The 25028-nt window shown below is 61.6% G+C and carries 21 protein-coding genes and 2 pseudogenes; 15 read left to right on the top strand and 8 right to left on the bottom strand.

The genetic code is table 11. The annotated features are described in order from the left end of the window. Positions 1-247 precede the first annotated feature (247 nt). The 3 genes and pseudogenes from IC66_RS48440 (at position 248) to IC66_RS0124150 (ending at position 1422) form a co-directional block, all read left to right on the top strand. Positions 248-443, top strand: a pseudogene (locus IC66_RS48440) (hypothetical protein). A 16-nt stretch (positions 444-459) separates the two neighbouring features. Beyond that, positions 460-726 (top strand): hypothetical protein, encoded by a 267-nt coding sequence (locus IC66_RS46425; RefSeq protein ID WP_083859335.1) that lies wholly within the window; start codon positions 460-462, stop codon positions 724-726. Positions 727-732: 6 nt separating this feature from the next. Then, complete coding sequence (locus IC66_RS0124150) at positions 733-1422, top strand: hypothetical protein (protein ID WP_157158084.1); 690 nt, start codon at positions 733-735, stop codon at positions 1420-1422. A 568-nt stretch (positions 1423-1990) separates the two neighbouring features. On the opposite strand, the gene IC66_RS0124145 is transcribed toward IC66_RS0124150, so the two are convergent. Genes IC66_RS0124145 through IC66_RS0124135 form a run of 3 tightly spaced genes read right to left on the bottom strand, consistent with a single transcriptional unit; the run spans position 1991 to position 5434 of the window. Next, positions 1991-3328, bottom strand: coding sequence for an ABC transporter substrate-binding protein (locus IC66_RS0124145; protein WP_038949352.1), 1338 nt, complete (start codon positions 3326-3328; stop codon positions 1991-1993). Between the two features lie 54 nt (positions 3329-3382). Further along, positions 3383-4399 carry a methyltransferase gene (locus IC66_RS0124140; protein ID WP_038949351.1) on the bottom strand — a complete coding sequence of 339 codons (1017 nt, stop codon included), beginning with the start codon at positions 4397-4399 and terminating at the stop codon, positions 3383-3385. Positions 4400-4453: 54 nt separating this feature from the next. Beyond that, positions 4454-5434 (bottom strand): Bug family tripartite tricarboxylate transporter substrate binding protein, encoded by a 981-nt coding sequence (locus IC66_RS0124135; RefSeq protein WP_038949349.1) that lies wholly within the window; start codon positions 5432-5434, stop codon positions 4454-4456. 166 nt (positions 5435-5600) lie between these two features. Between IC66_RS0124135 and IC66_RS0124130 the strand changes: the two genes are divergently transcribed. The 3 genes from IC66_RS0124130 (at position 5601) to tnpB (ending at position 8125) form a co-directional block, all read left to right on the top strand. Further along, positions 5601-7172: a winged helix-turn-helix domain-containing tetratricopeptide repeat protein gene (locus IC66_RS0124130; RefSeq protein WP_038949348.1), complete on the top strand. Its 1572-nt coding sequence runs from the start codon at positions 5601-5603 to the stop codon at positions 7170-7172. A gap of 234 nt (positions 7173-7406) precedes the next feature. Further along, positions 7407-7805 (top strand): IS66-like element accessory protein TnpA, encoded by a 399-nt coding sequence (gene tnpA, locus IC66_RS0124125; protein ID WP_038949347.1) that lies wholly within the window; start codon positions 7407-7409, stop codon positions 7803-7805. After that, entirely contained in the window at positions 7802-8125 is a 324-nt protein-coding gene (gene tnpB / locus IC66_RS0124120; protein ID WP_038949345.1) for an IS66 family insertion sequence element accessory protein TnpB, read from the top strand. Before tnpA ends, tnpB begins: the two co-directional genes overlap by 4 nt. A 412-nt stretch (positions 8126-8537) precedes the next feature. On the opposite strand, the gene IC66_RS0124115 is transcribed toward tnpB, so the two are convergent. From IC66_RS0124115 to IC66_RS0124105, 3 genes are read right to left on the bottom strand one after another with little or no spacing between them, the layout of a single operon-like run. Continuing rightward, positions 8538-9344 carry an ABC transporter permease gene (locus IC66_RS0124115; protein ID WP_038949344.1) on the bottom strand — a complete coding sequence of 269 codons (807 nt, stop codon included), beginning with the start codon at positions 9342-9344 and terminating at the stop codon, positions 8538-8540. After that, a complete protein-coding gene (locus tag IC66_RS0124110; RefSeq protein ID WP_038949343.1) occupies positions 9341-9937 on the bottom strand; it encodes an ABC transporter ATP-binding protein in 597 nt (198 codons plus the stop codon). Before IC66_RS0124110 ends, IC66_RS0124115 begins: the two co-directional genes overlap by 4 nt. A 3-nt stretch (positions 9938-9940) precedes the next feature. After that, positions 9941-10975 (bottom strand): Cj0069 family protein, encoded by a 1035-nt coding sequence (locus tag IC66_RS0124105; protein ID WP_038949342.1) that lies wholly within the window; start codon positions 10973-10975, stop codon positions 9941-9943. 573 nt (positions 10976-11548) lie between these two features. Between IC66_RS0124105 and IC66_RS47180 the strand changes: the two genes are divergently transcribed. The 6 genes and pseudogenes from IC66_RS47180 to IC66_RS0124080 all read left to right on the top strand — a co-directional run bounded on the left by IC66_RS47180 (position 11549) and on the right by IC66_RS0124080 (position 18432). After that, positions 11549-11782 carry a PepSY domain-containing protein gene (locus tag IC66_RS47180; protein WP_038949341.1) on the top strand — a complete coding sequence of 78 codons (234 nt, stop codon included), beginning with the start codon at positions 11549-11551 and terminating at the stop codon, positions 11780-11782. A gap of 17 nt (positions 11783-11799) precedes the next feature. Further along, the gene (locus tag IC66_RS0124095) at positions 11800-12702 is read left to right on the top strand and encodes a DUF1259 domain-containing protein (RefSeq protein WP_038949340.1); all 903 of its coding nucleotides are present in this window, start codon (positions 11800-11802) and stop codon (positions 12700-12702) included. Between the two features lie 27 nt (positions 12703-12729). Further along, positions 12730-13392: a hypothetical protein gene (locus IC66_RS0124090; protein WP_038949339.1), complete on the top strand. Its 663-nt coding sequence runs from the start codon at positions 12730-12732 to the stop codon at positions 13390-13392. 27 nt (positions 13393-13419) lie between these two features. Then, positions 13420-13918, top strand: a pseudogene (locus IC66_RS43605) (GlcG/HbpS family heme-binding protein). 174 nt (positions 13919-14092) lie between these two features. After that, positions 14093-16561, top strand: coding sequence for a family 16 glycoside hydrolase (locus IC66_RS0124085; RefSeq protein WP_049806621.1), 2469 nt, complete (start codon positions 14093-14095; stop codon positions 16559-16561). Next, a complete protein-coding gene (locus IC66_RS0124080; RefSeq protein ID WP_038949337.1) occupies positions 16558-18432 on the top strand; it encodes an alpha-amylase family glycosyl hydrolase in 1875 nt (624 codons plus the stop codon). The genes IC66_RS0124085 and IC66_RS0124080 overlap by 4 nt, the downstream gene beginning before the upstream one ends. Positions 18433-18786: 354 nt before the next feature. Here the strand turns inward: IC66_RS0124080 and IC66_RS46420 are convergent, their stop codons facing one another. Then, positions 18787-19116, bottom strand: a complete 330-nt coding sequence (locus tag IC66_RS46420) for a hypothetical protein (RefSeq protein WP_157158083.1) — start codon at positions 19114-19116, stop codon at positions 18787-18789. An 86-nt stretch (positions 19117-19202) separates the two neighbouring features. Between IC66_RS46420 and IC66_RS49250 the strand changes: the two genes are divergently transcribed. The 3 genes from IC66_RS49250 (at position 19203) to mdoH (ending at position 23383) form a co-directional block, all read left to right on the top strand. Next, positions 19203-19553, top strand: coding sequence for a CsbD family protein (locus IC66_RS49250; protein ID WP_376708916.1), 351 nt, complete (start codon positions 19203-19205; stop codon positions 19551-19553). 210 nt (positions 19554-19763) lie between these two features. Then, positions 19764-21275, top strand: coding sequence for a glucan biosynthesis protein G (locus IC66_RS0124070; RefSeq protein WP_038949335.1), 1512 nt, complete (start codon positions 19764-19766; stop codon positions 21273-21275). Continuing rightward, positions 21263-23383, top strand: a complete 2121-nt coding sequence (gene mdoH / locus IC66_RS0124065) for a glucans biosynthesis glucosyltransferase MdoH (protein ID WP_038949334.1) — start codon at positions 21263-21265, stop codon at positions 23381-23383. The genes IC66_RS0124070 and mdoH overlap by 13 nt, the downstream gene beginning before the upstream one ends. Positions 23384-23655: 272 nt before the next feature. Here mdoH and IC66_RS0124060 read toward each other — a convergent pair whose 3' ends face one another. Continuing rightward, the gene (locus tag IC66_RS0124060) at positions 23656-24954 is read right to left on the bottom strand and encodes an Nramp family divalent metal transporter (protein ID WP_038949333.1); all 1299 of its coding nucleotides are present in this window, start codon (positions 24952-24954) and stop codon (positions 23656-23658) included. Positions 24955-25028 lie beyond the last annotated feature (74 nt).

The raw sequence follows: 25028 nt of genomic DNA, 5'->3' as shown, positions 1-25028 counted from the left end.
GCGCGGGGGAGCCGAAGTGGCCTCGAAGCGACGCATCAGTGTCTTGTTTGGGATCACTGGCGGTCCTCGACATGCAGCTGGCTCGATGTCCTCAATGAATATCGAAGCCGAAGTTGACTGGCCTGACATTCGGCCCATCCCAGCCTTCGCTAGAATTCCGAGCCATTTTCCGCAAAGCTTAATATGCCTGAATCCCCAAGCCGGCAAACGCGGCTAGGATGGGGTTTTCCCTTTTGGGGGGAACCTCATGTTCGACACGGAAACTACCGCGCTTTTGCGCGCCTCGATGAAGTCTGCGAAAGCGTTTCGCACCGCGAGATTGGAGCCGGACTCACGTCGCTTCGAAAATCCTGGAGGCCGCCACCAGAGGCGAGGTTTCGCCCGATGGGCTCAGGCGGGTCGGCCACGACGCGCTGTCCCGTGCACCCACGATGTGGCGCTGATTGATCCGGAGGGGGCGTGAACTTCCAGGTGACGGTCCTCAAGATCCTGGTGAGCTATCCGGATGGCTTCGCCGTCATGGAGGACCTCAAACGCGACATGGCCATCCTGGCGACCAGCGGCCGCGTTGCTTCTCGCCTCGATCGCCCCGGTAGCCGCCGCCCCGCCAGCCAGCTGCGCCGGCAAGTTCGTCGGCCGATGGACCCACACTGGCGGCAACAACTCCACAGTGACGGCCGACGGCCGCGCGACGTGCGAAGACCACGCCTTCTGCGTCAAGGGTGAGCACACTTGGACCTGCGACGGCAACGTCTTCATCTACACCAATTCCGTCGGGACCTGGAACTACACATTGGCGCCCGACGGCCGGACGATGTCGGTAGGCACTGCCGTCGCGACCCGCTCGGGCCGGTACCGGCCAGTGCGCGGTCGCGCGATATCGGCGGCGCTTCGAACGTCGCCGCCGGCGTTTTCGGCGTCGACCGCACGCCGTCGGCCGCGCCGCCCGCAGCTGCAGCCGTGGCACCCGCGAAGCCCGCCGCCGGCCGCCCGGCTGCGGATCCCGCAGCGGAGGCCGACGCTAGGGAGGCGCGCAGATCCTTTCAGGCCGGCCTGGCTGCCGCCAAGCGCCGCGACTGGTCCGCAGCGGAAGGCGCTTTCTCCGTGGCGAGGGAGCGCTTCCGCAGCGCCAAGATGCCAAACGAGGCCCAGACCGCCGCGGACAACGCCACCGTGGCCGGAAACAACCGTCTCCGTCAGTCGGCGGCCAGGCTCAACGGGACGACCGGCCCGGCGCCAAAGGCGACTCCCTCGAACAGCGGCACGCACGCGAACAAGCGGTCGAAGGAGCAGTGCGAGCAGATCGAGAGATACATCATCGACAGACAGATCGAACAAATGAAATCGGGCAAGAATAGCAGCGCCGCCGCCGGCCGCGAGTTGGCTGGCGCACGCGGTCAACTGCGCAGGGAATGTCAGTGACCCCCTACCGAGGCGGGTATGTCAATCGGCGTTCCGCACGACGCAGGGAAGGCTGCCATGGCACTACTGTAGGAAGAATTCAGCCCAAGGGCTGATTTACAAGCCCGTCCGAACCGTCTGATAGTGGCCCCGCTGCTGACCTTCACGCGAACTCCGGCAGCGTCTGCTATCCCGCGTACACCGGATCAGCCCTGAAACAGGGCTGAAGTCGCAGTTTGACCCGCAGCAGACTCAATCAATATTGAAGCAAATTCTTAAAACGCCTGCGAACAGCCGGCTGCTAAAGGCCTAGCAGGAGATTCCTGGGGAATGGATCGCCGGGCGACTCATCGGCGATGTCGAATGACCGGCGCGCGCCGCTTGTTCCCGGACGAGGGCATACCAAGATGATCAGCCACTCTTCCCCGACGATTGTCCTTACGGTGTCCGCTGTCCTCCTCGGCTTTGTCGCCGCCGCACCTCGATTTTCCGTAGCGAGCGGCGGCACGCAGTCCCGTCCAAAGTATAGGCGCTACGCCGTCAGGCAGCAGGACCGCGCTGTAGGCCGGTAATTGCATGCCCTCTCTTTTCAGGTCCGCATGAAGCCCTCGCACTCGCCTTCCGCCCAAGCGAGAACCCTCTCCATCGCTTCGCCTTGTGCGTAACGGAGACACATCTTGGTTAACGTCGCCTGGACATTGATCTGCGACGCAATCTTCGGCGGAGCCGGCGAAGCCACGACGGAGAGTTTCTGATGTTTGTAGGGATTTGGGTAGTGATAAAGGGTGCCCTTGGGGGGCTCTGCTTCCGCCCAAATCTTCAACGTCGTGAACTTCTCGTAGGCTGGAAGATCATAGCCTCCACTTGCAACCACCATTCTCTCAATCGATGACGGCTGTGAGAGATGAACGAGGAGGCTCTTGGCGGCTTCCTTGTTTCTAGTAAATTTCCATATCGCCCAGAAGAAGGGCAGGTACGGCGCGAAGCGGCCTTTCGGACCCGCCGGGAAGCCGTGGGTCCAGCATTGCGCGGCGATCTGTGGAGCATCTCGCTTCGCCACCGCCCAGGCACTGGGCGCATTCATGATCAGCGCTCCTCGGCCGGAGATGAGCCATTTATTATTGGATGCATCGTCCCACGCTGCTACATCGGGAGGCAAAAGCCCGATCAACTTCCTGTAAAATTCCAGAGCTTGACGCACTTCGTCGGTCCTGACTGTGATCTTACCAAAGGCGTCGACCAGCTGTGCGCCGAATGAGTGGAAGAATGCGCCGGCAGCAGCGACGCTATCGATCGTCTCTCCCAATCCGATTCCAAAGGGAAATCCTCCCTTGTGACAGGCTTCTGCTGCTTTCAGGAAGGTTTCTGTTGTCCAATTGTCGGCTCTCGGTGCTCCTCCGGCCGGATACATGTCCTGCACGTCAATGCCGGCATATTTTTTCATTAGGTCGATGCGAGAGCATGAAGCCTGGATTTGGCTACCAGCCGTGGCCGGAACGGCCATCCATCCGCCGTTCACTTGGCCGAGATACTGCACGACGCTGTTAACTTCGCCGTTCTGCTTGACGATCGGCTCCATGATATCGTTGACCGGCTCGAGCTGCTCGGCATGCGTGTGAGGCCGCCACGTCGACATCGCGAGAATGTCGTGGCCAGCTCTCGCTTGCGCTTCGGCGGCGATGGTCAGCAAGAGCTTGTTGCCCTGGGTTGTAATGTAATCGATCTGGACCTCGACTTTTTCCTTCGCAGCCCATTCCTTGATGAGATCGCCCGACGCCTTGTTGGCCTCAGGCACGAAATGATCCCAGAGACCTATCGATAGTTTGCCGGCGGCGTAAGCACTGCGCACATGAGGCGCCGCGAAGAAGGCAACAGATGACATGGCGGTCGCTGCCGCAAATTGTCGTCGCGATATTCTGCGTGACATTGTTTCCCTCCAAACGGAGAAATCGGCCTTGCGATGCCCTTAAATTATCCGAGATCAGCTGGCGACCTTCTCAAACTGGATAAGGCTGAACGCACCGACACTGGACGTTTTGGCAAAAACGAAGCCGGCAGACTCAATCAGAGTGCAGTATTCGGATTCCGTTCGTTCGACGCCGCCGGTTCCCCGCAACATATTGAGATCGCTCATAGCGCGCGAACGGTGTTCAGGGTCGGCCACGGCAACCTCCGGCATGATCCGTTCGACAATGATCAGCTTGCCGCCGGATGGAAGTGCATCCCGGCAATTGCGTAGGATGATCCTGCAACGATCGTCCTTCCAATTATGGATGATGCTCTTCAATAAGATTGTGTCGGCGCCGCATGGCACCGTTTCGAAGAAGTTGCCGGCGACGAAGCGGCAGCGATTTGCGATACCCAGACGGTCGAAATGTGCCCGTGCTGCTTCCTCGCAGCGTGCAAGGTCAAAGGCGATCCCTTCAAGACCGGGGTGGTGGCGCAGCACGCCGCCGAGCAGTTCGCCGGTGCCCCCACCCACATCAAGGACGACACGCGCGGTCGAGAAGTCGAAGGCCTCAACGATCCTAGGAGCCACAGTCCGCGTGAGATTAACCATCGCGGCGTTAAACCGAGCGATCCATTCCGGCGAATTGCCTGCCGCGGCATAGCGGTCGTCGCCTTCTCCCCAGAGCTGGGTCGCGCTTTTTCCGGTGCGAACCGAATCGATTAGTCCGCTCCAGGATTGCACGAGCATCTCGCCCTCAAACAGAGCCCAGTCCTTGAAAGATTGATCGGCGCTGCCGTCGAGCTGCCGCCCAAGATCGGTCAGGGAAAATCGGTCCCGGTCCACTTGCTTGCAGAGGCCGACGGTTGTCATGCCAACGAGTAGTCTGCGTAGCGCGCGCTCGTCCGTGGATACCAGCCCGGAGAGCTCGGCGGCCGATTTCGCATCTTCGCCGATGGCCTCGGCGAGATTGAGCTTCGCCGCCACATAGATCACCGCCGTGATGCGATGCGCCTGCACGAGATCATGAATAGATTCTGATTGGCTCATGTGTTCCCCCGATGGTTCCTAAAATCGAAACTTCCGCCGGTCCAATCTCCTAGATCAATCGGTCGGGACGAAGCCGGTTGCCTGTACGATCGCCTTCCACCGATCGGATTCGGATGTAATCAGTCGCGAAAAGTCTCCCATAGCGATCGCGTCGGGCTCGACCGCCAATTTTTCCATGCCGGACTTGACCTCATCGGTGCGTAGCGCCGCTTGGATGGCGGTATTGAGCTTTTCAACGATGTTGGCCGGTGTCTTCGCGGGAACGAAGAACCCATACCATGTGAGGTCCTCTAGCGACGGATAGCCGGCTTCCCCCACCGTCGGTACCGCGGGAACGAACGGGCTGCGGCGCGGGCCGGTGGTGGCCAAGGCCCGAATATCGCCGGATTGGACGAGGCCGAGCGAGCTGCCGACCGGCATGATCGCCGACGCGATCTCGCCTTTGAGCAAATCCTGAATCGCGCCATTGCCCTGATAGGGTACGTGAAGATAATCGAAGCCGGCAGTGCGCCCCAGCATCGCACCAAGGAAATGCAGAGTGGTCCCGGCACCCGGCGTGCCGTAGGTGGCCTGTTTCGGATTGGCGCGGCACCAAGCGACGAAATCTGTAAGGGTCTTCACTTCGCCTGGCACCTTCGGACCGATCGTCAGCAATGTCGGGGTCGAGGCAATGGTCGAGACCGGGGTGAAATCCTGCGGCTGGTATCTGAGCGACTTGTAGACGTGCGGAAAGAACATCATGAATCCAAGCGGCGCGAGCAGCATGACCGATCCGTCGGCGTCGGCCGTTTTCACCGCCTCCACCGCGACACGACCGCCTGCACCCGGCCGGGTCTCAACTACAATCGTTTCAGCATAATCTTTCATCTGGCCGGCAACGACCCTTGCCAGGGCGTCCTGCAGCCCGGGCGTGAAACCCGACAATATATGTGCGGTTCTTGGCAGCTGTTGTGCGGTGGCCTGCTGCGCAATGTTCGCGGCGGAGAACGCGACGCCAGCCGTCGCCACGGTCAACAAATCACGACGTGTGATCATCAACTGTCTCCTCACCGCGGTTTGATGCCTCGGCCCCCGCTCTACGTTTTCATGTACCACGGCGGGGATGGGGCTGGCTTGGTTTCCGGCTTACTTTTTCTTTACCGTCAGCTTATTCTTGCACTCGGGTGTAAGAACATCGATGTCGCAGTTACGGGGAAGTGGCGTGCGCTATTTCTTTGAAGATTTTTCATTCGATACCGATCGGCGCGAGCTACGTCTCGGGTCGGATGTAATCGCCATCGCGCCGCAAGTGTTCGACTTGCTCGGCTATTTGATCGACAATCGTGAGCGCGTCGTCAGCAAGGACGACCTCATACGCACCATCTGGGAAGGCCGCGCTGTCTCGGAAGTGGCTCTGACCACACGCCTGAATGCAGCGCGGAAGGCCGTTGGTGACTCCGGCGATGAGCAACGTCTCATCAAGACCCTTCCGCGCAAGGGCTTCCGTTTCGTCGGCACGGTACGTGAAATGCCCGATCCGGCGAGCGCGACCATCGCGAGCGGCTCGCCGAGACCTGCCTTCGCCGTCCCTGACAAACCCTCACTTGTTGTTCTGCCGTTCGCCAATCTGAGCCCTGATCCCGACCAGGAATATTTTGTCGACGGCGTGACTGAGAGCCTGACGACGGATTTATCACGCATGGCCGGCATTTTCGTGATCGGTCCCAACACTGCTTTCACCTACAAGGGAAAGCATGTTGATCTGAAGCAGGTGGGTCGCGAACTTGGCGTTCGTTATGTTCTTGAAGGTTCCGTGCAACTTGGTGGTGGCCGCATGCGCATCAACGTCCAGCTCATCGATGCCGAATCCGGCAATCATCTATGGGCTGAGCGATTCGACAAACCGATCGCCGATATTTTCGACATGCAAGATGAAATCGGTGCGCGCCTTGCGGGCCAGCTCGGAACGGAATTGGTCACTGCCGAGGCCCGCCGGGCGGCGCGGGCGCCACATCCCGATTCGATGGATCTGTATTTCCAGGGCATGGCCAGTGTGAACCGGGGAGGAGCTCCCGCCATCCTGTCACAAGCGCGCAAATTCTTCGAACGGGCCCTCTGCCTGGATGCCGGCAACGTTGAGGCCAAGGTTGGGATGGCATTCGTCGATGCCATGCGGGCCACGTCCATGATGACCAGCGACCGAACCGCGCGCCTGTTGGCGGTCGAGGCGTCCCTGGCCGAGATTCTGGCACACACGCCAGATCATGCGATGGCGCATTGCATCGTGGGTGTGACCCAGATTTTCTCCAAGCGCGCCGCCCAGGGTATCGCCGAATGCGAGCGCGCCTTGGCGCTGGATCGAAATCTGGCCGCCGCTCACGCGTGGATTGGACTTGGCAAGTGCTATCTCGGCCGGGCTGAGGAAACCGAAGCCTGCATCATGAATGCGTTTCGGCTGTCTCCTCGAGACAGCCGGGCGTCCAGCTGGATGAATACCGCGGGCGTCGCGCAGTCATATCTTGCCGCCGATGAAGCTGCGGTCAACTGGTTCAAGCGATCAATCGAGAACAACCGGAATGTCGCGGCATTCGTTCACTTCTATCTGGCGGCGGCGCTGGCGCATCTCGGGCGGATCGAGGAAGCGCAGGCGTCGTTGCAGGCGGGCCTCGTTCTCGACCCTGGTTTCAGCATCGCCGAATTCCACGCCAGTTCGCCCTCGGATCATCCGACCTGCCTCGCTCAGCGGGTGCGGATCGCCGATGGTTTGCGCAAGGCAGGACTTCCGCAAAAGTGAATGGGTGCCTGCGTCGCCGTCAGATGGATCGATCTGGCGAAGTCTGCTTGTGACCCGTGGCTTACGTTAGCCAAGAACCCGAGGGTGTCCGCTTCCGACGGCCGAGAGCAGACGTTTCCCCCTTGCAGGTGAAGATTCTGGACAAGTGGGAGGCAAGTATCCCTCCATTGAGGGCCGCCTTGTTTGACGGGCGCGATCGCTGCAGGTCCTAGGGGTAATCCTAGGAGAAGCGCTATGACGAATTCGAGGGCGGAGGTGATCACATCGGTCGAGCGGCGGCGCCGGTGGTCGCAAGACGAGAAGGAGCGGCTTGTTGCGGCGTCGCTCGAGCCCGGCGCCAATGTTTCCGAGGTAGCTCGCGTGGCCGGGCTTCATGTGAGCCAGCTGTTCAGGGGGCGCAAGGAGCTTTGCAGACACGGCGAAGCGAGCATAGCTCCGTTTGTTCCGGTCGAGATTGGGCCGTCTGCGTCACCGCAGGAGGTGGCCGAAGCGCCGTTGACGACGACGGCGCGTCGGCGGAAGAGCCAAGGCATCATCGAGATCGACCTTGGTAGTGGGCATCGCATCCGGGTCGATGGCGACGTTGATGGAGACGCGCTACGTCGCATTCTCGATGCTTTGGCCCGCCGATGATCCTGATTCCGACTGGCGCGCGAGTGTGGCTCGCGACAGGCTACACGGACATGCGCCGAGGCTTTCCGTCGTTGGCTCTCCAAGTGCAGGAGGTGCTGCGCAAGGACCCGCTCAGCGGTCATTTGTTCGTCTTCCGGGGGCGCCGCAGCGATCTTGTGAAGGTGATCTGGCACGATGGCCAGGGGGCATGCCTGTTCACCAAGAGGCTGGAGAGAGGAAAGTTTATATGGCCATCCGTTGCCGGTGAAGCTGTGACGATCTCGGCGGCGCAGATGAGCTATCTGTTGTCCGGAATCGATTGGCGCAACCCGCCGACCTGACAGCACGCATTTTGAATGGTGAGGAAGCTCATTGGACCCTCGATGACGCTGCAGGTTGGCAAGCTGACAACAATCATGCCATTTCGATCGTGAAGTTGCAGCTAGTCACCAACAAAGTTTTAAATTGCAGACCTCCAAGCATAAAACATTTGTGAGGTGGAATGTGGGGCTAAAATCCCCATAAAAAAATTAATACAGACAAATCAACTTGTTGATCAAACCCATTGGCGGAGAGAGTGGGACTCCCATCCCCGATGCCGCGATTGCGCAAAAACAGCCGAAAAACAAGGATTCCCGAAAAGCCCGGCCGAATTTTGTGACCACCGCTGTGTACCACCGCGACGGCCATTTCGGCCGTCAATCTCGGACGATTTCGAGACGCTTGAGGTCGCCGGACGCCCTGACCGTTGCTCTATCCGGACTTCCCGGCCTCTATGCGATCGAGACGTAGCCGGTGTCTATGGTCGGTAAGCAGGCGAGCGCCTCCCAGGACGGCCGCCAGCGTTCCCAGGCCGGTGCCACCGGCGATCAGGAACATGATCAGCAATTGATATTTGACCGCATCGACCGGCTCGACGCCGGCAAGGATCTGGCCGGTCATCATCCCGGGCAAAGAAACGAGGCCGATCGCCGCCATGCTGTTCACGATCGGCATGAACCCACTTCTCAAGGCGTCCCGTATGATCGGCAGCATTGCTTGGTGTCGGCCGCCGCCTAGCGCCAGACAAGCTTCTACGGCGGCCCGTTCGCGCACCAAGCTGTTCGTCAGCACGTCCAGGCCAAGGCTTATTCCGGTCATGGTGTTGCCCAGCATCATGCCCAGCAGAGGCAGCGCATAGCGCGGGTGATACCAAGGATCGGGGCGTAGCTCCGTGAGGAGCGCGAATATCGTGACGGTGCCGGCGGCGACTAGCGTGCATGTCGCTCCCAGACCGTACTTCCAGACCCCCCTCAGGCGTCGCTTCTGCCGCGCGACGATCTCCCGCGAGGCGAAGAGAACCATGACGAAGGCGGCGAGTGCGGTCCAGAGCGGCGAGACCGCGGCAAACAGGAACGTCAGCACGTATCCGACGAGGACGAGCTGAACCACCATCCGGACGGTCGCGATGGCCAGTTGCTTCTCGAGCTTGAGGCGGAGAACAAGAGAGAGGACGCCATCCATGACAACAAGGAGCGCGGGTAGGACCAGATCGCCGTACGAAAGCTGAATGTACGTCACGGCCGGCTTTCCTTGATGCCGCCGTCAGGGCCCATCGCGAAAATCCTTGATCCGACACGTCGCGCTTGAGCGTCATCGTGGGTGCTCCAGATGACGCTCGTTCCATGCGCGACACGTTCGGCAATCAATGCCTCGACGGTGGCGGCGGATGCAGAGTCGAGCGCCGAAGTCGGCTCATCCAGCAGCAGGACGCGCGACCGCAGCATCAGCCCCCGCACAAGCCCCAATCGCTGTCTCTCGCCCGTCGAAAGTCTCTGAACCGGCCAAGGTCCGCAGTCGCCCGGAAGGCCAAGACGCATGACCAGCGGTAGTGCATCATCCCAGGCCGTGAAGTGCTCCTGCACGATGTCGGACCACCAGCCGGGCTCGGCGGCGAGATAAGTCACTTGCTTTCGCCAGGCGGGCGCGAACACCGCCTCCCGCGGCGTTCCGTCAAGCTTGACCGCCCCTTCGTTGGGGTCGAGGTCCGCGATCGAGCGAAGCAGCAAGGTCTTCCCGACGCCGGATGGTCCCTGCAGGACGACGCATTCGCCGTCCTGCAGATCGAATGACACGGAGATGTGCAGGCGCTTGAGCCCGCTGACCGTCAGCATGCGTCAAAGCTTGAGCTTTAGCCGGTCGGCGACCCGTCGGGCGATCTCCGACGGCGCCTCTGCCGGGTACGGATGCACCGAGCTGACATTGATCTCGCCGAGCACGTAGCTGTCGCTCCCATCAGGCTGGACGGGGCCGAGCATGAAGTCGGCGTCCCAGATCGCCGGCAGGTCGCTTGGCGCGATATCCAGCAGCGAGGTTAGCTGCAGCGTCCACTCGTCTTCCATCAGCCGACGCAGCCGCTGGAAGCGCGGGTCGGCGTTGGACGTGTAGAGCCGCGGCCCGGCCGCGGCGCGCGCGGCCGGCGACTCCACCAAAGCTTTGACCTTGTGGTGACCGAAGCCGGCGCAGCGGTCGCCGGCCATGTAGCAACGCACGACGCCCTCATCTAACCGGGGCTGGAACGCCTGGTCGACCACGCTGCCGTTCTCGAAATACTCCGCACAGCGGCGGAGAAAATCGTCCAGCGTCAGTTCCTCCGGCGTGTCTTTGGTCGCTTCCAGCACCCTGATCATGGATGAGGTCGCCAGCTTCTCGACCTTCCAGACGCCTTGGCCACCGTTGCCTCGGTTGCGCTTGATCACGCGTGGGCCGGAGGCGAGCCGCGACGGCAGCTCGGCGCGCATCGCAGCGGCGGTTTGGTACAGCGCCATGTCGCCTCCCCAGCCCATGGAGCGGGTGCGATAGAGGACCTCCTTGGTGCCCATCTTGAGGATGACGTCCGGGTGGGCGCTCACCCAAACTCCTTGCGCGGCGACGTCGCGCAGCAGGGCGTCGAGACCGGCGCGGTTGCGGCCGTCTTGGATGGGGTTGACCCAGACGAGTACGCCGTCAAACGCGAGCAGTTCTTCGCGGGCGGCCTCCGCAAAACTCTCGTCGTAGATCACGGGGCGCCCCTCGATGCCGACGGCGGCAAGCGCATCGAATACGTCGACGAAGCGGCCGCTTTTCGGGGTGGCATCTCGACGCGCGGCGGCGTCTCCTCGCGAGAGGATGGCTACCGTGCGTCGGGCGGAGGAGTGTTTTTCGGTGTCCATGCGCGAGCTCCACGTGTTGCGTGCTGCGCAGAGCTTGGACCGAAGTCTCGCCGGGAGTCTGCTTGATCCCGCCCCGGCACTCTACGTGAGATCGCGTGGATCCTTCAAGCGGCGGTTTTCCGTGGCCGGCGCGTTGACCCGGCGGTGAGGCCTTTCCGCTCCGGACGGCGGTGAAATTTTCGTGACGGTCGGTTTCACGCGCCCGAGCGATCGCGGGTTGACAGCCTCGCCGAGTGAGTTTTTAGTCGCGTGACGGGGATATGCGATCTCCCCGCGAGGCGTCATGCTCAAGAATCGCGTCCTGATCACCAAGGGCGCAGCATGTCAGCATTGTACACCTACCTTTCACCCGACAAACTTTCTCGATCGGTAGGCTCGGCGGTCGCGCCGCGCTGGGCCGGCTCGCGGCTTCGCGCGGCGTTTCGCGCATCGAGCGGGTGAACCCAGGTCTTCTCCTACACGACCGATGTTGCCGCGACACGATCAGGGGATCGCACGATGGGCCGGCCAACAAGGTCAGGTGAGGCCGGATGCGGGACTACTTCTGGGGCTGGGACAACCAGGAGATCAGACATGCGAACTTCGACGATCTATCAGGTAGCGATATTCGTGGCGCTTGCAGCGGGACTCTCGCCTGCCCGCGCCCTGACCCAAGACGAGTTTGTCGCCAAGATCCAGGCGGCCGGGTACTCGCAGGTGACCGACGTCAAATCAACCGCCGAGGGCATCACCGCCAAGGCTGTGAAGGACGGCAAGCCGGTGACCCTCGTCGTCGACAGCAGCGGCCAGATCAAGGAGCGAAACTGAGATGGAGGACGCGCATGATGAAACGCAAAATCTTGTCCCTGGCAGTGACCGGCCTCGCTCTCGCCTACTTGCCCTTTGTCTACATGGCACGCGCGCAATCGATCGATTGGCAAAAGGTCGACGAGACCCTCGGCCGGAAGGCCGCGGTCTCCGATGACGTCCACCGCTACGGCTTTCCACGTAGCGACCTTTCGGTGACCCTGGACGGCGTGACGATCAAGCCTTCACTGGCGCTTGGCGGATGGGTCGCCTTCAAACCTGGGCACGGTGGCGCCATGGTCATGGGGGACCTTGTGCTTCTTGAGACCGAAATTAACCCTGTGATGGCGAAGACGGTCGCGAGCGGTCTCGAAATCACAGCCGTGCACAATCATCTGCTGCGCGCGAGCCCGGCGACGTTCTACATGCACGTGGCCGGCCACGGCGACCCCCTCAAGCTGGCCTCGGCGATCCATGATGCGCTGGCTGAGAGCACGACGCCGCTGACCATCGCGGCCCCCGCAAGCCCGCCGCCTGCCGTGGACCTCGATACGGCGAAGCTCGACCAGATCATCGGCGTTAAAGGCCAAGCAAACGGCGGAGTCTACCAGTTCACCGTGAAGCGGCGCGACCCGATCACGCAAGACGGCACGCCGTTGACGCCCGTCGGCCCGATGGGCGTGGCGATCGGCATCAATTTCCAGCCGACCGGGGGCGGAAAGGCCGCCATCACGGGCGACTTCGTGCTGACGGCCGACGAGGTCAACCCCGTCATCGTGGCGCTGCGGACACACAGCATCGAGGTGACGGCGCTACACAGTCACATGCTCGATGAGCAGCCGAGGCTGTTCTTCATGCACTTTTGGGCGAATGACGACGCGATCCGGCTTGCCGAAGGTTTGCGCGCTGCCCTGGACAAGACGGCGAGCACGAAGAACTAAGGCGTAGATCGCAAAGGAGGCGATCCGATGTCCTACCGGGCCAAGCCGCTGCTCGCCCTAGCGTTCATGTCGATCTCGTTGATGGGAGCGTCCGCCATGGCTCAGACCGTGAATTTCGATGACGCTCCCGCGGGAACGTCGCCTGAAGGTTGGATCCTTACGATGACTGGCCGAGGAGAGGCGAACTGGACCGTTGAGCCAGACCACACGGCGCCGAGCAAGCCGAACGTCCTCAAGCAATCCGGCAGGGCGACTTTCCCAGTGGCGCTCAAAATGGGTACCGACATCCGCGACGGCTTCGTCGAGGTGAAATTCAAGGCGGTCGCCGGCTCCGAGGATCGCGCTGCGGGACTCATCTGGCGCGCGAAGGATGCCGACAACTACTACGTCGTCCGGGCAAACGCTTTGGAGGACAATGTCGTGCTCTACAAGACGCTCAACGGCGTTCGAACGTCTCTGGATATCGCAGGTCGCAAGGGCGGATATGGCATGAAAGCGCCCGTGGCCTCCGGCCAGTGGCACGTGTTGCGCTGCGATTTCACAGGAACGCGGTTCAGGGTGACGTACGACGGACGGCAGTTGTTCGATGTGGAGGACGCCACGATCTCCCAATCGGGCATGATCGGCCTGTGGACCAAGGCGGATAGCGTGACCCTGTTTGATGATCTGACGTATGGTGAGGTCAAATAGGTCCCTGTCCCGTTGCCGGAGATAACCATGAACACTCGACCCCTGATGGTCGCGACTGCCTTGGTGATCGCTTCCGTCTGCCCGCTGCGGGCAGAAGAAAACTTGGTCGCCTACAAATCACTAGCTCCAGAGTTGGCATTCGATCTTGCACGCGCCGCGTTGAATAGCTGCCGCTCCCGGGGATTCCAAGTCGCAGTCGCCGTGGTCGATCGTTTCGGCGTGACGCAAGTGATGCTGCGTGATCGCTTTGCAGGTCCTCACATGCCACCAACGGCGGCAGGCAGGCTTGGACGGCCGCGTCGTTCAGGACCAGTACGACTGAGCTCAATGCGATCAGTCAACCCGGCATGATGCAGGCGGGCATTCGCCATCTTCCTGGAGTAGTCATCATAGGAAGGGGACTGGTGGTCGAAGCCACCGGCTCGCTGGTCGCAGCGGTAGGTGTCTCCGGAGCTCCGGGGGCGACGCTGACGAAGCGTGCGCGAGGGACGGCATCGACGCCATCCGCGACAGGCTGGAGTTCTGACCTGGATATGGAGCGGCTCCAGTATCCTAGATTGGAACCTGACCCAATCGCCAGCGAGGCCCCTCCCGCTGCAACGCTAGAAGTGAGAGCAATCTGTGAACTAGCTCATTTTAGATTGAAGGAGATCGTGCCCTAACAGGAAGGCGAGTTCGAGGATTGCACCAGGAGCGGGCAATGGCGATCACCACCGAAAGGACCTCGTTCACCAAAGACATCCAGGGCCGCTACCTCTGCAACAACCTGGCCGAGGTTGATGCGTGGAAATCCACAGGCGGGCGACCATTCGATTTCATCATCGTGGGAGGCGGTACGTTCGGCTCGGCTATCGCCGAGCATCTGTGGTTCCGACAGAAGCAGAGTGGCGGCGGATTGCGGACACTGGTCGTAGACGCCGGGCTGTTCACCGTTCCTGAGCACGTTCAGAACACGGGGATCCAGGGGTTCGGCGATCCGGCCAATCCATTCTTTCTGGACGAAAACTTGCCGCAGCCGGAGCCGCCACGCAACGAGGTTTGGGGCATTCCTTGGAAATCGACCATTCCCTTCAAGGGACTGGCGTATACACTCGGAGGCCGATCACTCTATTGGGGCGGTTGGTCGCCTCGTCTTCTGGACGAGGAGATGTCGGGTTGGCCGGCAAATACCGTAGCCGATCTGAACAGCCGCTATTTCGACGAGAGTTCGCGGCAGATCGGTGTCGACGAGGCGAACGACTTCATTTTCGGCGAACTGCAGAACGCGCTTCGTCGTCAGCTCTTCGATAATTTGTCCAGCGTGCCTGGGGCGATTACGCTCGACGCGCTCCCGCCCTCGCCGCTGCTGAAGCCCGGCGCGGACCCCGCACAGTTGCTCGGTCTGTCGTCGAGTGGCGGGCTTTCGCAAAACGACCTCCTGAACATGCTAAAGCTCGAAGCGCCGCTTGCCGTACAGGCGCGCCCGCCACATGCGGGGTTCTTCCCGCTCAACAAGTTCAGCGTCGTTCCGCTGCTCATGAAGGCGGCGCGAACCGCGGCGAGCGATTCCAACGGCAATGATTCCGTCAAGGAATTCATGGTGCTGCCCGATACGCATGTGCTGACACTGCGCACCGTGCCGACCGCGGCAGGGACATGGCGCATCTCCGGCGTCGAGACGAGCCGCGGCCCGATTGACCTGGCTCCGGGCGGCGCCGTCATCATGGCGCTCGGCACGATCGAGAACGCGCGGCTCGCTCTGGCGTCGTTCGATGCCACCGGACTTCCAACCCTGCCGCTCATCGGCAAGAACCTGATCGCTCACCTTCGCTCGAACCTCGTTATCCGCGTGCCGCGCTCGGCGATTCCCGGGCTTTCGTCGGCGGTGAACGAATTGCAGACCGCGGCCATGTTCGTGAAGGGCCGGGCGACGCGCCCAAATGGTGACCTGATCGGTCACTTTCACCTTCAGATTGCTGCGAGCGGCGGCGGCAATACCGTAGGCGGCGAGGACGAACTCTATCGCAAGGTGCCGGACGTCGACTTCTACGACCAACTGCGGACTTCGACCGATACGCATATCGCAATTGCAATCAGGGGCCTCGGAGAGATGGAGCCGGCCGACCCGGCCGATCCCGCCGCTCATCCAAGCCGGGTCGATTTGAGCGCGCGCACCGACGAATACGGGGTTCGTCGTGCATCGATTGCGCTAACACCGACACAGCGAGATTGCGATCTTTGGGCCGCTATGGATGCGGCAATGCAGAAGGTGGCCGCCACCTTCGCCAACGGGCAGCCGATGCAGGTGCTCCAAAGCAACCAGGACGGGCTCGGGACGACGCATCATGAAGCCGGGACGCTTTGGATGGGCACCGACCCGGCCGCGAGCGTCACCGATGGCAACGGACGCTTCCATCACACTGAAAACCTCTATGCGGCAGGCCCCGCGCTGTTCCCGAGCATCGGCTCTCCCAACCCCATGCTGACCGGGATCGCGCTGTCGCGCCGCACGGGCGACTTGATCATGGCGCCGCCACCTGTCGTGGCCGATGCGGGCTTCGAGACGCTATTCGACGGTAATACTCTTGGTGACTGGACAATGTCGACGATCAGCAACCAGCCCGGTCGGAACGACCCTGGCTCGTTCCGGGTTCGGCGCGGTGTGCTCGAGACGCGAACGGGAACGGACCTTGGGCTCCTCTGGCTGAAGCGCCCCACGCCTCCTCGCTACGTTCTGCGGCTGCAATGGATGTTGACCGCGCCCGACGACAATTCGGGTGTCTTCATCGGCTTCCCCGACCCTCGAAACGAAGGTTACGACAACACGGCCTATGTCGGCGTCAACTTCGGCTTCGAAATTCAGATCGACGAATTGGCCCGACCGGACAGGGCACCGGTCCACAGGACAGGTGCAGTCTACTCCTTCAAGGGGCCGACCGACGGTCCGCTGACTGTCCATCCTGTCGGAGAATGGAACAGCTATGAAATCACCGTCGATGGTGCGGACATCACCGTCGTGCTGAACGGGCAGACGGTAAACATCTTCCATTTCGCCGGCGATCCGCAGTCTCCGCGCCGCGGTCTGCCGTCCACCGCGCAGGACCCGCGGTTCATCGGCCTGCAGACACATACGGGCCGAGTGCTCTTTCGCAACATCCAGTGGAAGCCGCTGGAAGGCGCTGTGGCATGAACTTGATGCCACTCGGATCATTGGGCGCCGTCGAAACACACGGAACGGTGACGTTCGGACTGTGGCTCCCCTGGGTGTCGGCGGCCGACGGCGACGTCGTCACCGTGAAGATCATCCATGAGGCAGATCAGTTTCTCCAGGCCTTTCCGGCTCGAGAGTTCCAGCTTACGCACAGTGTTCGTCCGCCGTATGGGGACTTCTGGTCGGCCACCGAACCCATCGCCGGCACGCTGCCCGCAGTGCCGGGCTCAGCTTGGGGCAATCCGGGCCGCTACGTCTATCGCTACACGATCACGAATCCGAGCGTAGGCACGCTCGACTGGATCATCGATCCCTTCGCACGCGAGTTCGGTGTCGGCAAGCAATCCGCCTTCACCCTGGGCTATGAGCCCTACGTCTGGAGTGCGGGCGAGGCGCAATGGCGGACGCCGGCGCTGGCAGATCTGATCCTCTATGAGGTGAACATCGCCGAGTTCGGCAGCGACCTCAATCGGGCCCGCGGCTTCGCGGCCTACCTAGCTGACCTCGGTATCAACGCCATCGAGATCATGCCGCTGTCCAACGTCGGCAACTCGGTCGACTGGGGCTATCTGCCGATCGGCTATTTCGGCGTCGACGAGCGCTTCGGCAATCGGTTGGATTTCCAGCAATTGGTCGACATTTGCCATCAGCACGGGATCGCAGTGATCGTGGACGTCGTCTATGGCCATACGGGCGTGGATTTCCCGTACTACGACGCCTACACGCGGCTGCGGTACCGCGACAATCCGTTCATGGGGCCGTTTGCCAAAGACTACTTCAGCAATTTCGGGAAGAGCACGGACTTCAATCGGGAGATCACGCGCGACTTCTTTTTCACGGCCAATCACCATTGGCTCGAGGTCTATCACGTCGACGGCTTCCGCTACGACTGCGTCCCGAACTACTGGGACGGGCCCATGGGCGTGGGTTATGCGAGCCTCGTCTATGAAACGCACCAACTGACCAAGGCGAACATCGCGTCGGGTCGACCTTACTGGAGCCGCTTCGACGCAGGAGCAGGCAAGCCGCTGACGCTGGTGCAAATGGCCGAACAGCTCGAAGCCCCCGAGGAAGTGCTGCGCTCGACCTATTCCAACTGCACGTGGCAGAACGGCACCTACGGCGCTGCGCGCGCGGTTGCCCATGGGGATCGCGGCCGGCTGGCCGACCTGGGTCTGCAGCTGGGCCTCTTCGGCTACCCCGACCGGGAGACGCTCAATGGTGACGAGATCCCCAAAACTGCACTTCAATACGTCGAGAACCACGATCACGAACGCTTCCTTTGCAATTTCGGGACCTCCAATCCCGACGAAGCCGTCAATCCGCTGTTCGCCGAGGGCGACCGGACACTCTGGTACATGCTGCAGCCCTATTTGATCGGCCTGCTGATGAGCAAAGGCATTCCGATGCTCTGGCAAGGCGAGGAATTTGCCGAGAACTACTTTCTGCCCGACTTTGGAATGGGCCGCGTCTCCCTGCTGCGGCCGATGCGATGGGATTTCTTCTACGATGAGTCCGGCCGACCCATCGTGAGCCTGATCCGCAGGCTGCTGCGGATCAGGCGGCGACGCGACCACATTCGTCAGGGCACGTACTTCTTCTTCAACGATTGGGATCGCTATCAGCAGTTCGGAGTCCTGCTGTTCGCGCGCTATGCAGCCACCCAGTACACGTTGGTCGCAATCAATTTCAGCGACACCGGCCGGACTGTCCCGTTCTGGTTTCCGATGGGGGGTGACTACGTCGAAGAGCTGCATGGCGGCGCTCTCGACCTGAGGAACGTACTTTCATTCCGGCGAGTAGATCTTGATATCCCGTCGCACTATGGACGGATCTGGACGCTGATGTAAGTGCGGCTGCTGCCCTCACCCAGTTCACGGCAGGGTCGATTACCGATCGACGCGCTCTCAGTGGCAGCTGATCTGAATGCGGCCGAACTTCTAGGAACGATTGGGATCGTTCAACGTGGCACGATCGCCCATTGATGGAGGTAACTTAGGAAGCCGCAGATTTGCTGTAGCGATCTTCTCACATGCCCACTCTGAGCTCCGCAGCGGGCATATCCGCGCCAAGCGGGCCTTCATGTTCATGCAAACGCCCGCATCTCCTAAACAGCCAAAGGCCTCGCGCAAAAAAGAAGCCCCCTAGTGTTCTGGCGGGCTTCAGTCTGATCGCAGCCGGTCCTTTCTTAGGCGACCTCGACGCTATTTCTTCGGCGCAGAGCCGTCCTTCAAAGAGGCGTCGTAGTCCGCCTGCGAGCTATTGATGTGTGATTGATTGCCAGACGCACTGCTACCTGTTGTCGTCCCGACTGTGTTGGTTGTCTCCCCCGGCGCATGAGAAGCCGCGCCGGGCCGGTCCTGGTTGCCGACATAGCCCGATTCGCCGGAATTACGGGTTTTGATACCCTTATCAGCTTCGGTCTGCACGTTTTGAGCTGCTCCGGATTGCAACGTCGGCCCTGTTTGCTGGGCTTTAGTAGCTATCGGCATGATTGGAAGTGCGAGAAGCAATGCCGCAGACAAGTATCGCATGGCTATTCTCCATCTAGGTCCCGCCGCTTCGTCAACGTGTGCATTCCAGAAGATTTCCGCCAAAATTGATCAAAACTTGCGACTGCATGGCTGACACTTTCCGTGCAGGATCTGGCAGGAAAGAAGCAATCTCGTCCTTTGTCCACCGCTACAGCCAAGTCATGCTGCCAATCGCTTCGCGTCGCGCAGGAACGACCACGCGTCGGTTTCGTTGTGCTCGCTCCATGGACGAGAAGGGAAAGATCATGGACCGTGAACATGTGAAGGGCGCCGCCGACAAGGCGAAAGGCGCGATCAAGGAGGGGGCTGGCAAGCTCACAGGAGACAAGGACCTGCAAGCCGAAGGCAAGATGGATAAGGCCAAAGGAGCCGCCCACAACGCTGCGGGAGACGTCAAGGACGCCGCAAGAGACGCCGCTGACGCACTCAAGAAATAGACACAAGAAGCAAGATCTGAAACTAGCCGCCGCAGCGCGGCTCTTTTCTTTCTCACTTTTTGCGGGACTGCAGGTTGGAGGCAGCGCCGCCCGCAATGCCAAAACTCCCTCTTGTCGTGGCAGACACTCTGCCAGTGATGGCGGGGCGGTGGAACTCGCAGGCTCGGCGGCCGTTGCCTGCCGCGACAGCAGTAGCGAGTAGGAGAGCCCGTGAACCGACGCCAGCTTGTTCGAGGGTCGGCGTTGCTGCCGGCGGTGCTGCTCGCTGCGCGGAGCGGCTTCGCCGCAGCTGGACCGCCGGAGGGCGCGTTCAGCCCTTCCTCTGTGAGAGACCTCGCCCGTGCGTTGGCGAGCAAGCCGTACGAAGCGCCCGACGAAAAGCTGCCGGGCGGCTTGAAGGACCTGGACTACGATCAGTACCGTTCAATCCGCTTCCTGCCCGATCGCGCGCTCTGGCGCGGCAAGAATCTTCCTTTCCAAGCGCAGTTCTTCCATCGCGGCTTCTTCTACAAGAACCGCGTGAACATCTTCGAAGTCGCGGACGGAAAGGCCAGCGAGATCAAATACCGCAAGGAAGACTTTTCCTTCGGCGAGAAGGTGCCGGCGTTTGAGGAGACAGATCTCGGCTTCGCCGGCTTCCGCATCCACGCGCCGATGAACCGCCCTGACTACTACGACGAGGTCTGCGTCTTCCTGGGCGCGAGCTACTTCCGCGCCGTCGCCAAAGGGCAGACTTACGGGCTTTCCGCCCGCGGCCTTTCGATCGATACCGGCGAAGCCAAGGGCGAGGAATTTCCGCTCTTCAAGACGTTCTGGCTGGAGCGGCCGGCGCCGGGCGCGACCTCGTTGGTGATCCATGCCCTGCTCGACAGCAAAAGCTGCGCCGCGAGCTATCGATTTACCGTGCGTCCGGGGGACACGACGGTCTTCGACGTCGAAATGTCGGTCTACCCGCGCGTCGAGATGCCGCGCGCCGGGCTCGCGCCCATGACCAGCATGTTTTTCTACGGTCCGAACGACCGCAACGACATCGATGATTTCCGTCCCTCCGTTCACGATTCCGACGGGCTCGCGATCTTCAACGGCAAGGGCGAAAGCCTGTGGCGGCCGCTCAGCAATCCCCGTGACCTCCAGATCAGCACCTTTCAGGATCTCAATCCGCGCGGCTTCGGCCTGATGCAGCGGGAGAGAAACTTCTTCGCCTACCAGGACATCGAGTCCAGCTTCGAAAAGCGCCCCAGTCTCTGGATGGAGCCGATCGGGGATTGGGGCGAGGGCGGCGTCACGCTGTTCGAGATCCCGACCAAAGAGGAGGTCCACGACAACATCGCTGCGTTCTGGCGGCCGAAGAACCCGCTGCAGGCCAAGGGCGAACACAACTACACCTATCGGCTGCATTGGGGGCCGGATAGTCCGAAGCCGCATTCGCTGGCCCGCTTTACGCGAAGCGGGATAGGGGCGCGGGGCGAGGACGCACGCCTGTTCGTGCTCGATCTGCTCGGCGATAACCTCAAGGGCATCGATCCGGCGGGTGTCAAAGGCGTGGTCACGGCGGAGAAGTCCGAGGTGAAGAACATCGTCACGCAGCCCAATCCCTACACCGGCGGCTGGCGGCTGAGCTTCCAGTGCCAGGTGAAGGGAGAGCCGATCGAGCTGCGGGCGTTTCTGACCGAGGGCGACAAGCCCTTGTCGGAAGTCTGGGTCTACCGATGGGCACCCTGAACACGGCGCCCCGCCCGGTCGCCGGCGACATCACGACGCAGCGGCTGTTGCCTGGCGAGTCCCCGCTTTCGATGGCTCCTGGCGACCTCGGGAAAGGCCGGGTCCTCGACCGCGTTCCTGCGGCGGTAGGCCCCGCGATGGCCTGGCGACGCGGCGTCATTCTGCTCGCGACAGCGGCGCTCACGGGGGCGGGCGGTTATGAGATGTATCGCGTGCTGGAGGTCGGCGGCGTCACCGTCCTCGAAGCCATGGTGCTGGCGCTCTTTCTGATCCTGCTCGCCTGGGTCGCCTTTTCATTCGCCTCCGCGCTGGCGGGCTTCTTCCTGTTGCTCGCCCATCGCCCGGGCGCCTTCGCGCCGGACGCGGAACTGCCTGCGATCGCAAGCCGCACCGCCATGCTGCTTCCCACTTACAACGAAGACCCGCACCGACTGACGGCACGACTTCGTGCGATCATCGAATCCTTGGAGGCGACCTCGCACGGGGAGTTGTTCGACTGGTACGTCCTGAGCGACAGCACCGATCCGGACATCTGGGTCGCCGAGGAAAAGGCGCTTCTCGCGCTGCGACAGGCTGTCGGCGTGCCACGCCTGTACTATCGTCATCGGGCCGAGAACACGGCCCGGAAAGCCGGCAACATCTCCGAATGGATCACGCGATTCGGCGCCGTGTACGACTTCATGATCGTGCTCGACGCAGACAGTCTCATGAGCGGGCAGACCATCGTCCAATTAGTCCATTCCATCGAGACCAATCCAACCGCCGGGCTCGTCCAAACGCTCCCAATGGTCGTCAATGCGCGAAGTCTGTTCAGCCGCGTCCAGCAATTCGCGGGCCGCCTGTACGGACCGATGATCGCGGCCGGCGTCGCCTGGTGGCACGGCTCGGAAGGCAACTACTGGGGCCACAACGCGATCATCCGCGTGAAGGCGTTCGCGGAAGCTGCGGCGCTGCCGCAGCTTCGGGGGCCCAAGCCGTTCGGCGGGCACATCCTCAGCCACGACTTCGTCGAGGCCGCGCTGATGCGGCGGGCCGGGTGGGGCATCTACATGCTGCCGATGCTCGGGGGAAGCTACGAAGAGGTGCCGCCTTCACTGCTCGATTTCGCGGCGCGCGATCGGCGGTGGTGCCAGGGCAACCTTCAGCATCTCGCAGTGGTGCCCGCTCGCGGTCTCCACTGGGTATCGCGCCTGCATTTCATGGTGGGGATCGGAGCCTATCTGACGGCGCCCCTTTGGCTGCTGTTCCTCTTGCTGGGGATGCTAATCTCACTGCAGGCTCGCTTTGTGCGTCCGGAGTATTTTCCGAAGGGCTTCTCGCTGTTTCCGACCTGGCCGGCCCAGGATCCCGTGCTGGCCATCTGGGTGTTCGTCGCCACGATGGGACTGCTGCTGCTGCCGAAGCTGCTCAGCCTTGTCCTTGTCTGGCTACGGCGCGCGGAGCGACGCCAATTCGGCGGGGCTTTGCGGACCTTGGCCGGAGTTTTGGCGGAGATAGTGGTCTCCGCGTTGATGGCGCCTGTGATGATGATCTTTCAGTCTATCGCGGTCATCGAGATTCTGGCTGGCCGCGATGCCGGCTGGCAGACGCAAAGGCGCGACGACGGTACGGTAGAGCGCCGGGAGCTGTATCGGAAATACGGCGTCCCGACCCTGTGCGGCGTTGCGATGGCGGCGAGCGCTTACGCCGTTTCGCTGCCGCTTCTGCTCTGGATGTCGCCGGTGATCGTCGGGCTGCTGTTCGCCGTGCCCATCGGTGCGCTGACGGCCAATCCCGCTTCCGGCGAACTGTTTGCCACCCCTGAAGACCGGGAGCCGCCGTCGGTCTTGCGCCGGGCCAACGAATTGAGCGCGGCGGCGGATGTCAGCATTAAACCCGCTCTTGTGGCGCTGCGCGAAGACTCCGAGTTGCTGGCCTTTCACGTCGCTCAGCTGGCGCCTCCTGGCGCCGTCCGGCCTGACACGGTCGACGCGAACCTGGTGGTCGGGCGCGCCAAGGTCGATGCCAGCGATACTTTTCAGGAGGCCGCCGCGCATCTGTCCTCGCGAGAGATTTTCTCGATCTTGAACGACGGCACGGCGCTCTCCACCATTTTGCAGAAGCAATGACGGCGAGCGTCTGCGCGCCGGCTGGTATGGCAAAGCGCTGCGTCGAAGGCTTCGGTCATCGCCTGACCTGATGCTCTTCACGCCTGAAGGACCGACGGCGATCCCAAGGTTCTCGGGTTACAGGATGTAGAAAAGGCAGCCCAATGCAGCCCCGAAGGGACAAGTCCAGCAGCAGCCTTCGCTGAGGTCGGCAGGACCTTTGACCGGGGCGCAAGACGGCCTGGCAGCCCTTTCTGACGCCGGATGCACGATGCGGTCGTCTCCGTGCGGGATTACGACCACACCATCGAGCAAGCCATGCCCATGATGCACATGAACATAGCCGCGGTCGCGACCCAGCCCAGCCAATAGACTGGCCCCGAAACCATGAGATCGCCCATCACTGATTTCCGCCGGACCAGCAGCATCATGACGGTCATGATCGGCGCAGCCAGTATGCCGTTAATGACGGCACTCCAATAGAGCGCCTTGATCGGGTCAAGCGCCGTGAAGTTGAGCCCGACGCCAAGCGCGACCGATAGTGCGAGTACACCATAGAACGCAACCGCCTCCTTCGGCTTTCGCGACAGGCCGACCGGCCACTTGCGACCTTCTCCGATAGCGTATGCTGTCGAGCCGGCGAGCACCGGGATCGCAAGCAGGCCCGTTCCGATGATGCCGAGCGCAAAGATCAACTCGGCCATTGCCCCCGCGACGGGCCTCAGGGCTTCTGCCGCTTGGGCCGACGATTCGATGTCGGTCTTTCCGGACGCGTGCAACGTTGCCGCCGTCGTCATGATGATCGCGATGGCGATGACGTTCGACACTGCCATGCCGACGAGCGTATCAATCCGAATTCTTTTGACCTCCTCGTCCTCCTTCTCGGGCTCGCGCTTGAGCGGCTTCTTGTCGGGATCGATCCGCTGCTCCTCGGCTTCCTGGGAGGACTGCCAGATGAACAGATAGGGCGAAATCGTCGTGCCGAGGATCGCGACTAAAGTCGTCAGAAAGGGCCCATTAAATTCGATTTTCGGAATTAGGAGTCCTTTCAGCGCCTCGCCCCAAGGCACCTTTGCGAGGAATAGGGCGATGACATAAGCGAGCAAAACGAGCGTCAGCCATTTCAGGATCGCCACATAACGCTCATACTTGAAGAAAATCTGCGCTATGACGGACACCGCGCCGAAGACTACGACGTAAAGGGTGCCAGGTCCGCCGATCAGAAGCTTGAGCGCATCGCCCATCGCCCCAAGGTCGGCGGCGACGTTGATCGTGTTGGCGACGAAGAGCAGCACGATCATGGACCAGATAACGGGCGCGGGGAAATTTCGGCAGACATTTCCGGCGATGCCGTGACCAGTGACGCGTCCGATACGACCCGAGATCTCCTGGATCGCGGCCATCAGCGGATAGGTGATCAGCATGGTCCAGCCAATGCCGAATCCTAGCTGAGCGCCAGCCTGGCTGTAGGTGCCGATACCGGATGGATCGTCGTCGGAAGCGCCCGTGATGAGGCCGGGCCCCAGGCGCTGCAAGAAGCTGTCCTGATCTTTATTCTCGACCGGCTTCTTGCGCGTTTTCCTCCTCGCCACTTAGTCGCTCCTCGCTGCATTGGATCCGATTCCGGAACTCATAACGTCCGTGCAGGCCTATTGGTTCGGCGTGT

Origin of the sequence: Bradyrhizobium genomosp. III (assembly GCF_000261705.1) — a bacterium.
In the GTDB taxonomy this organism is placed as follows: domain Bacteria; phylum Pseudomonadota; class Alphaproteobacteria; order Rhizobiales; family Xanthobacteraceae; genus Bradyrhizobium; species Bradyrhizobium ottawaense.
Note: the sequence above shows the minus strand (reverse complement) of the source record. Positions and strands in the feature narration are given on the sequence as shown.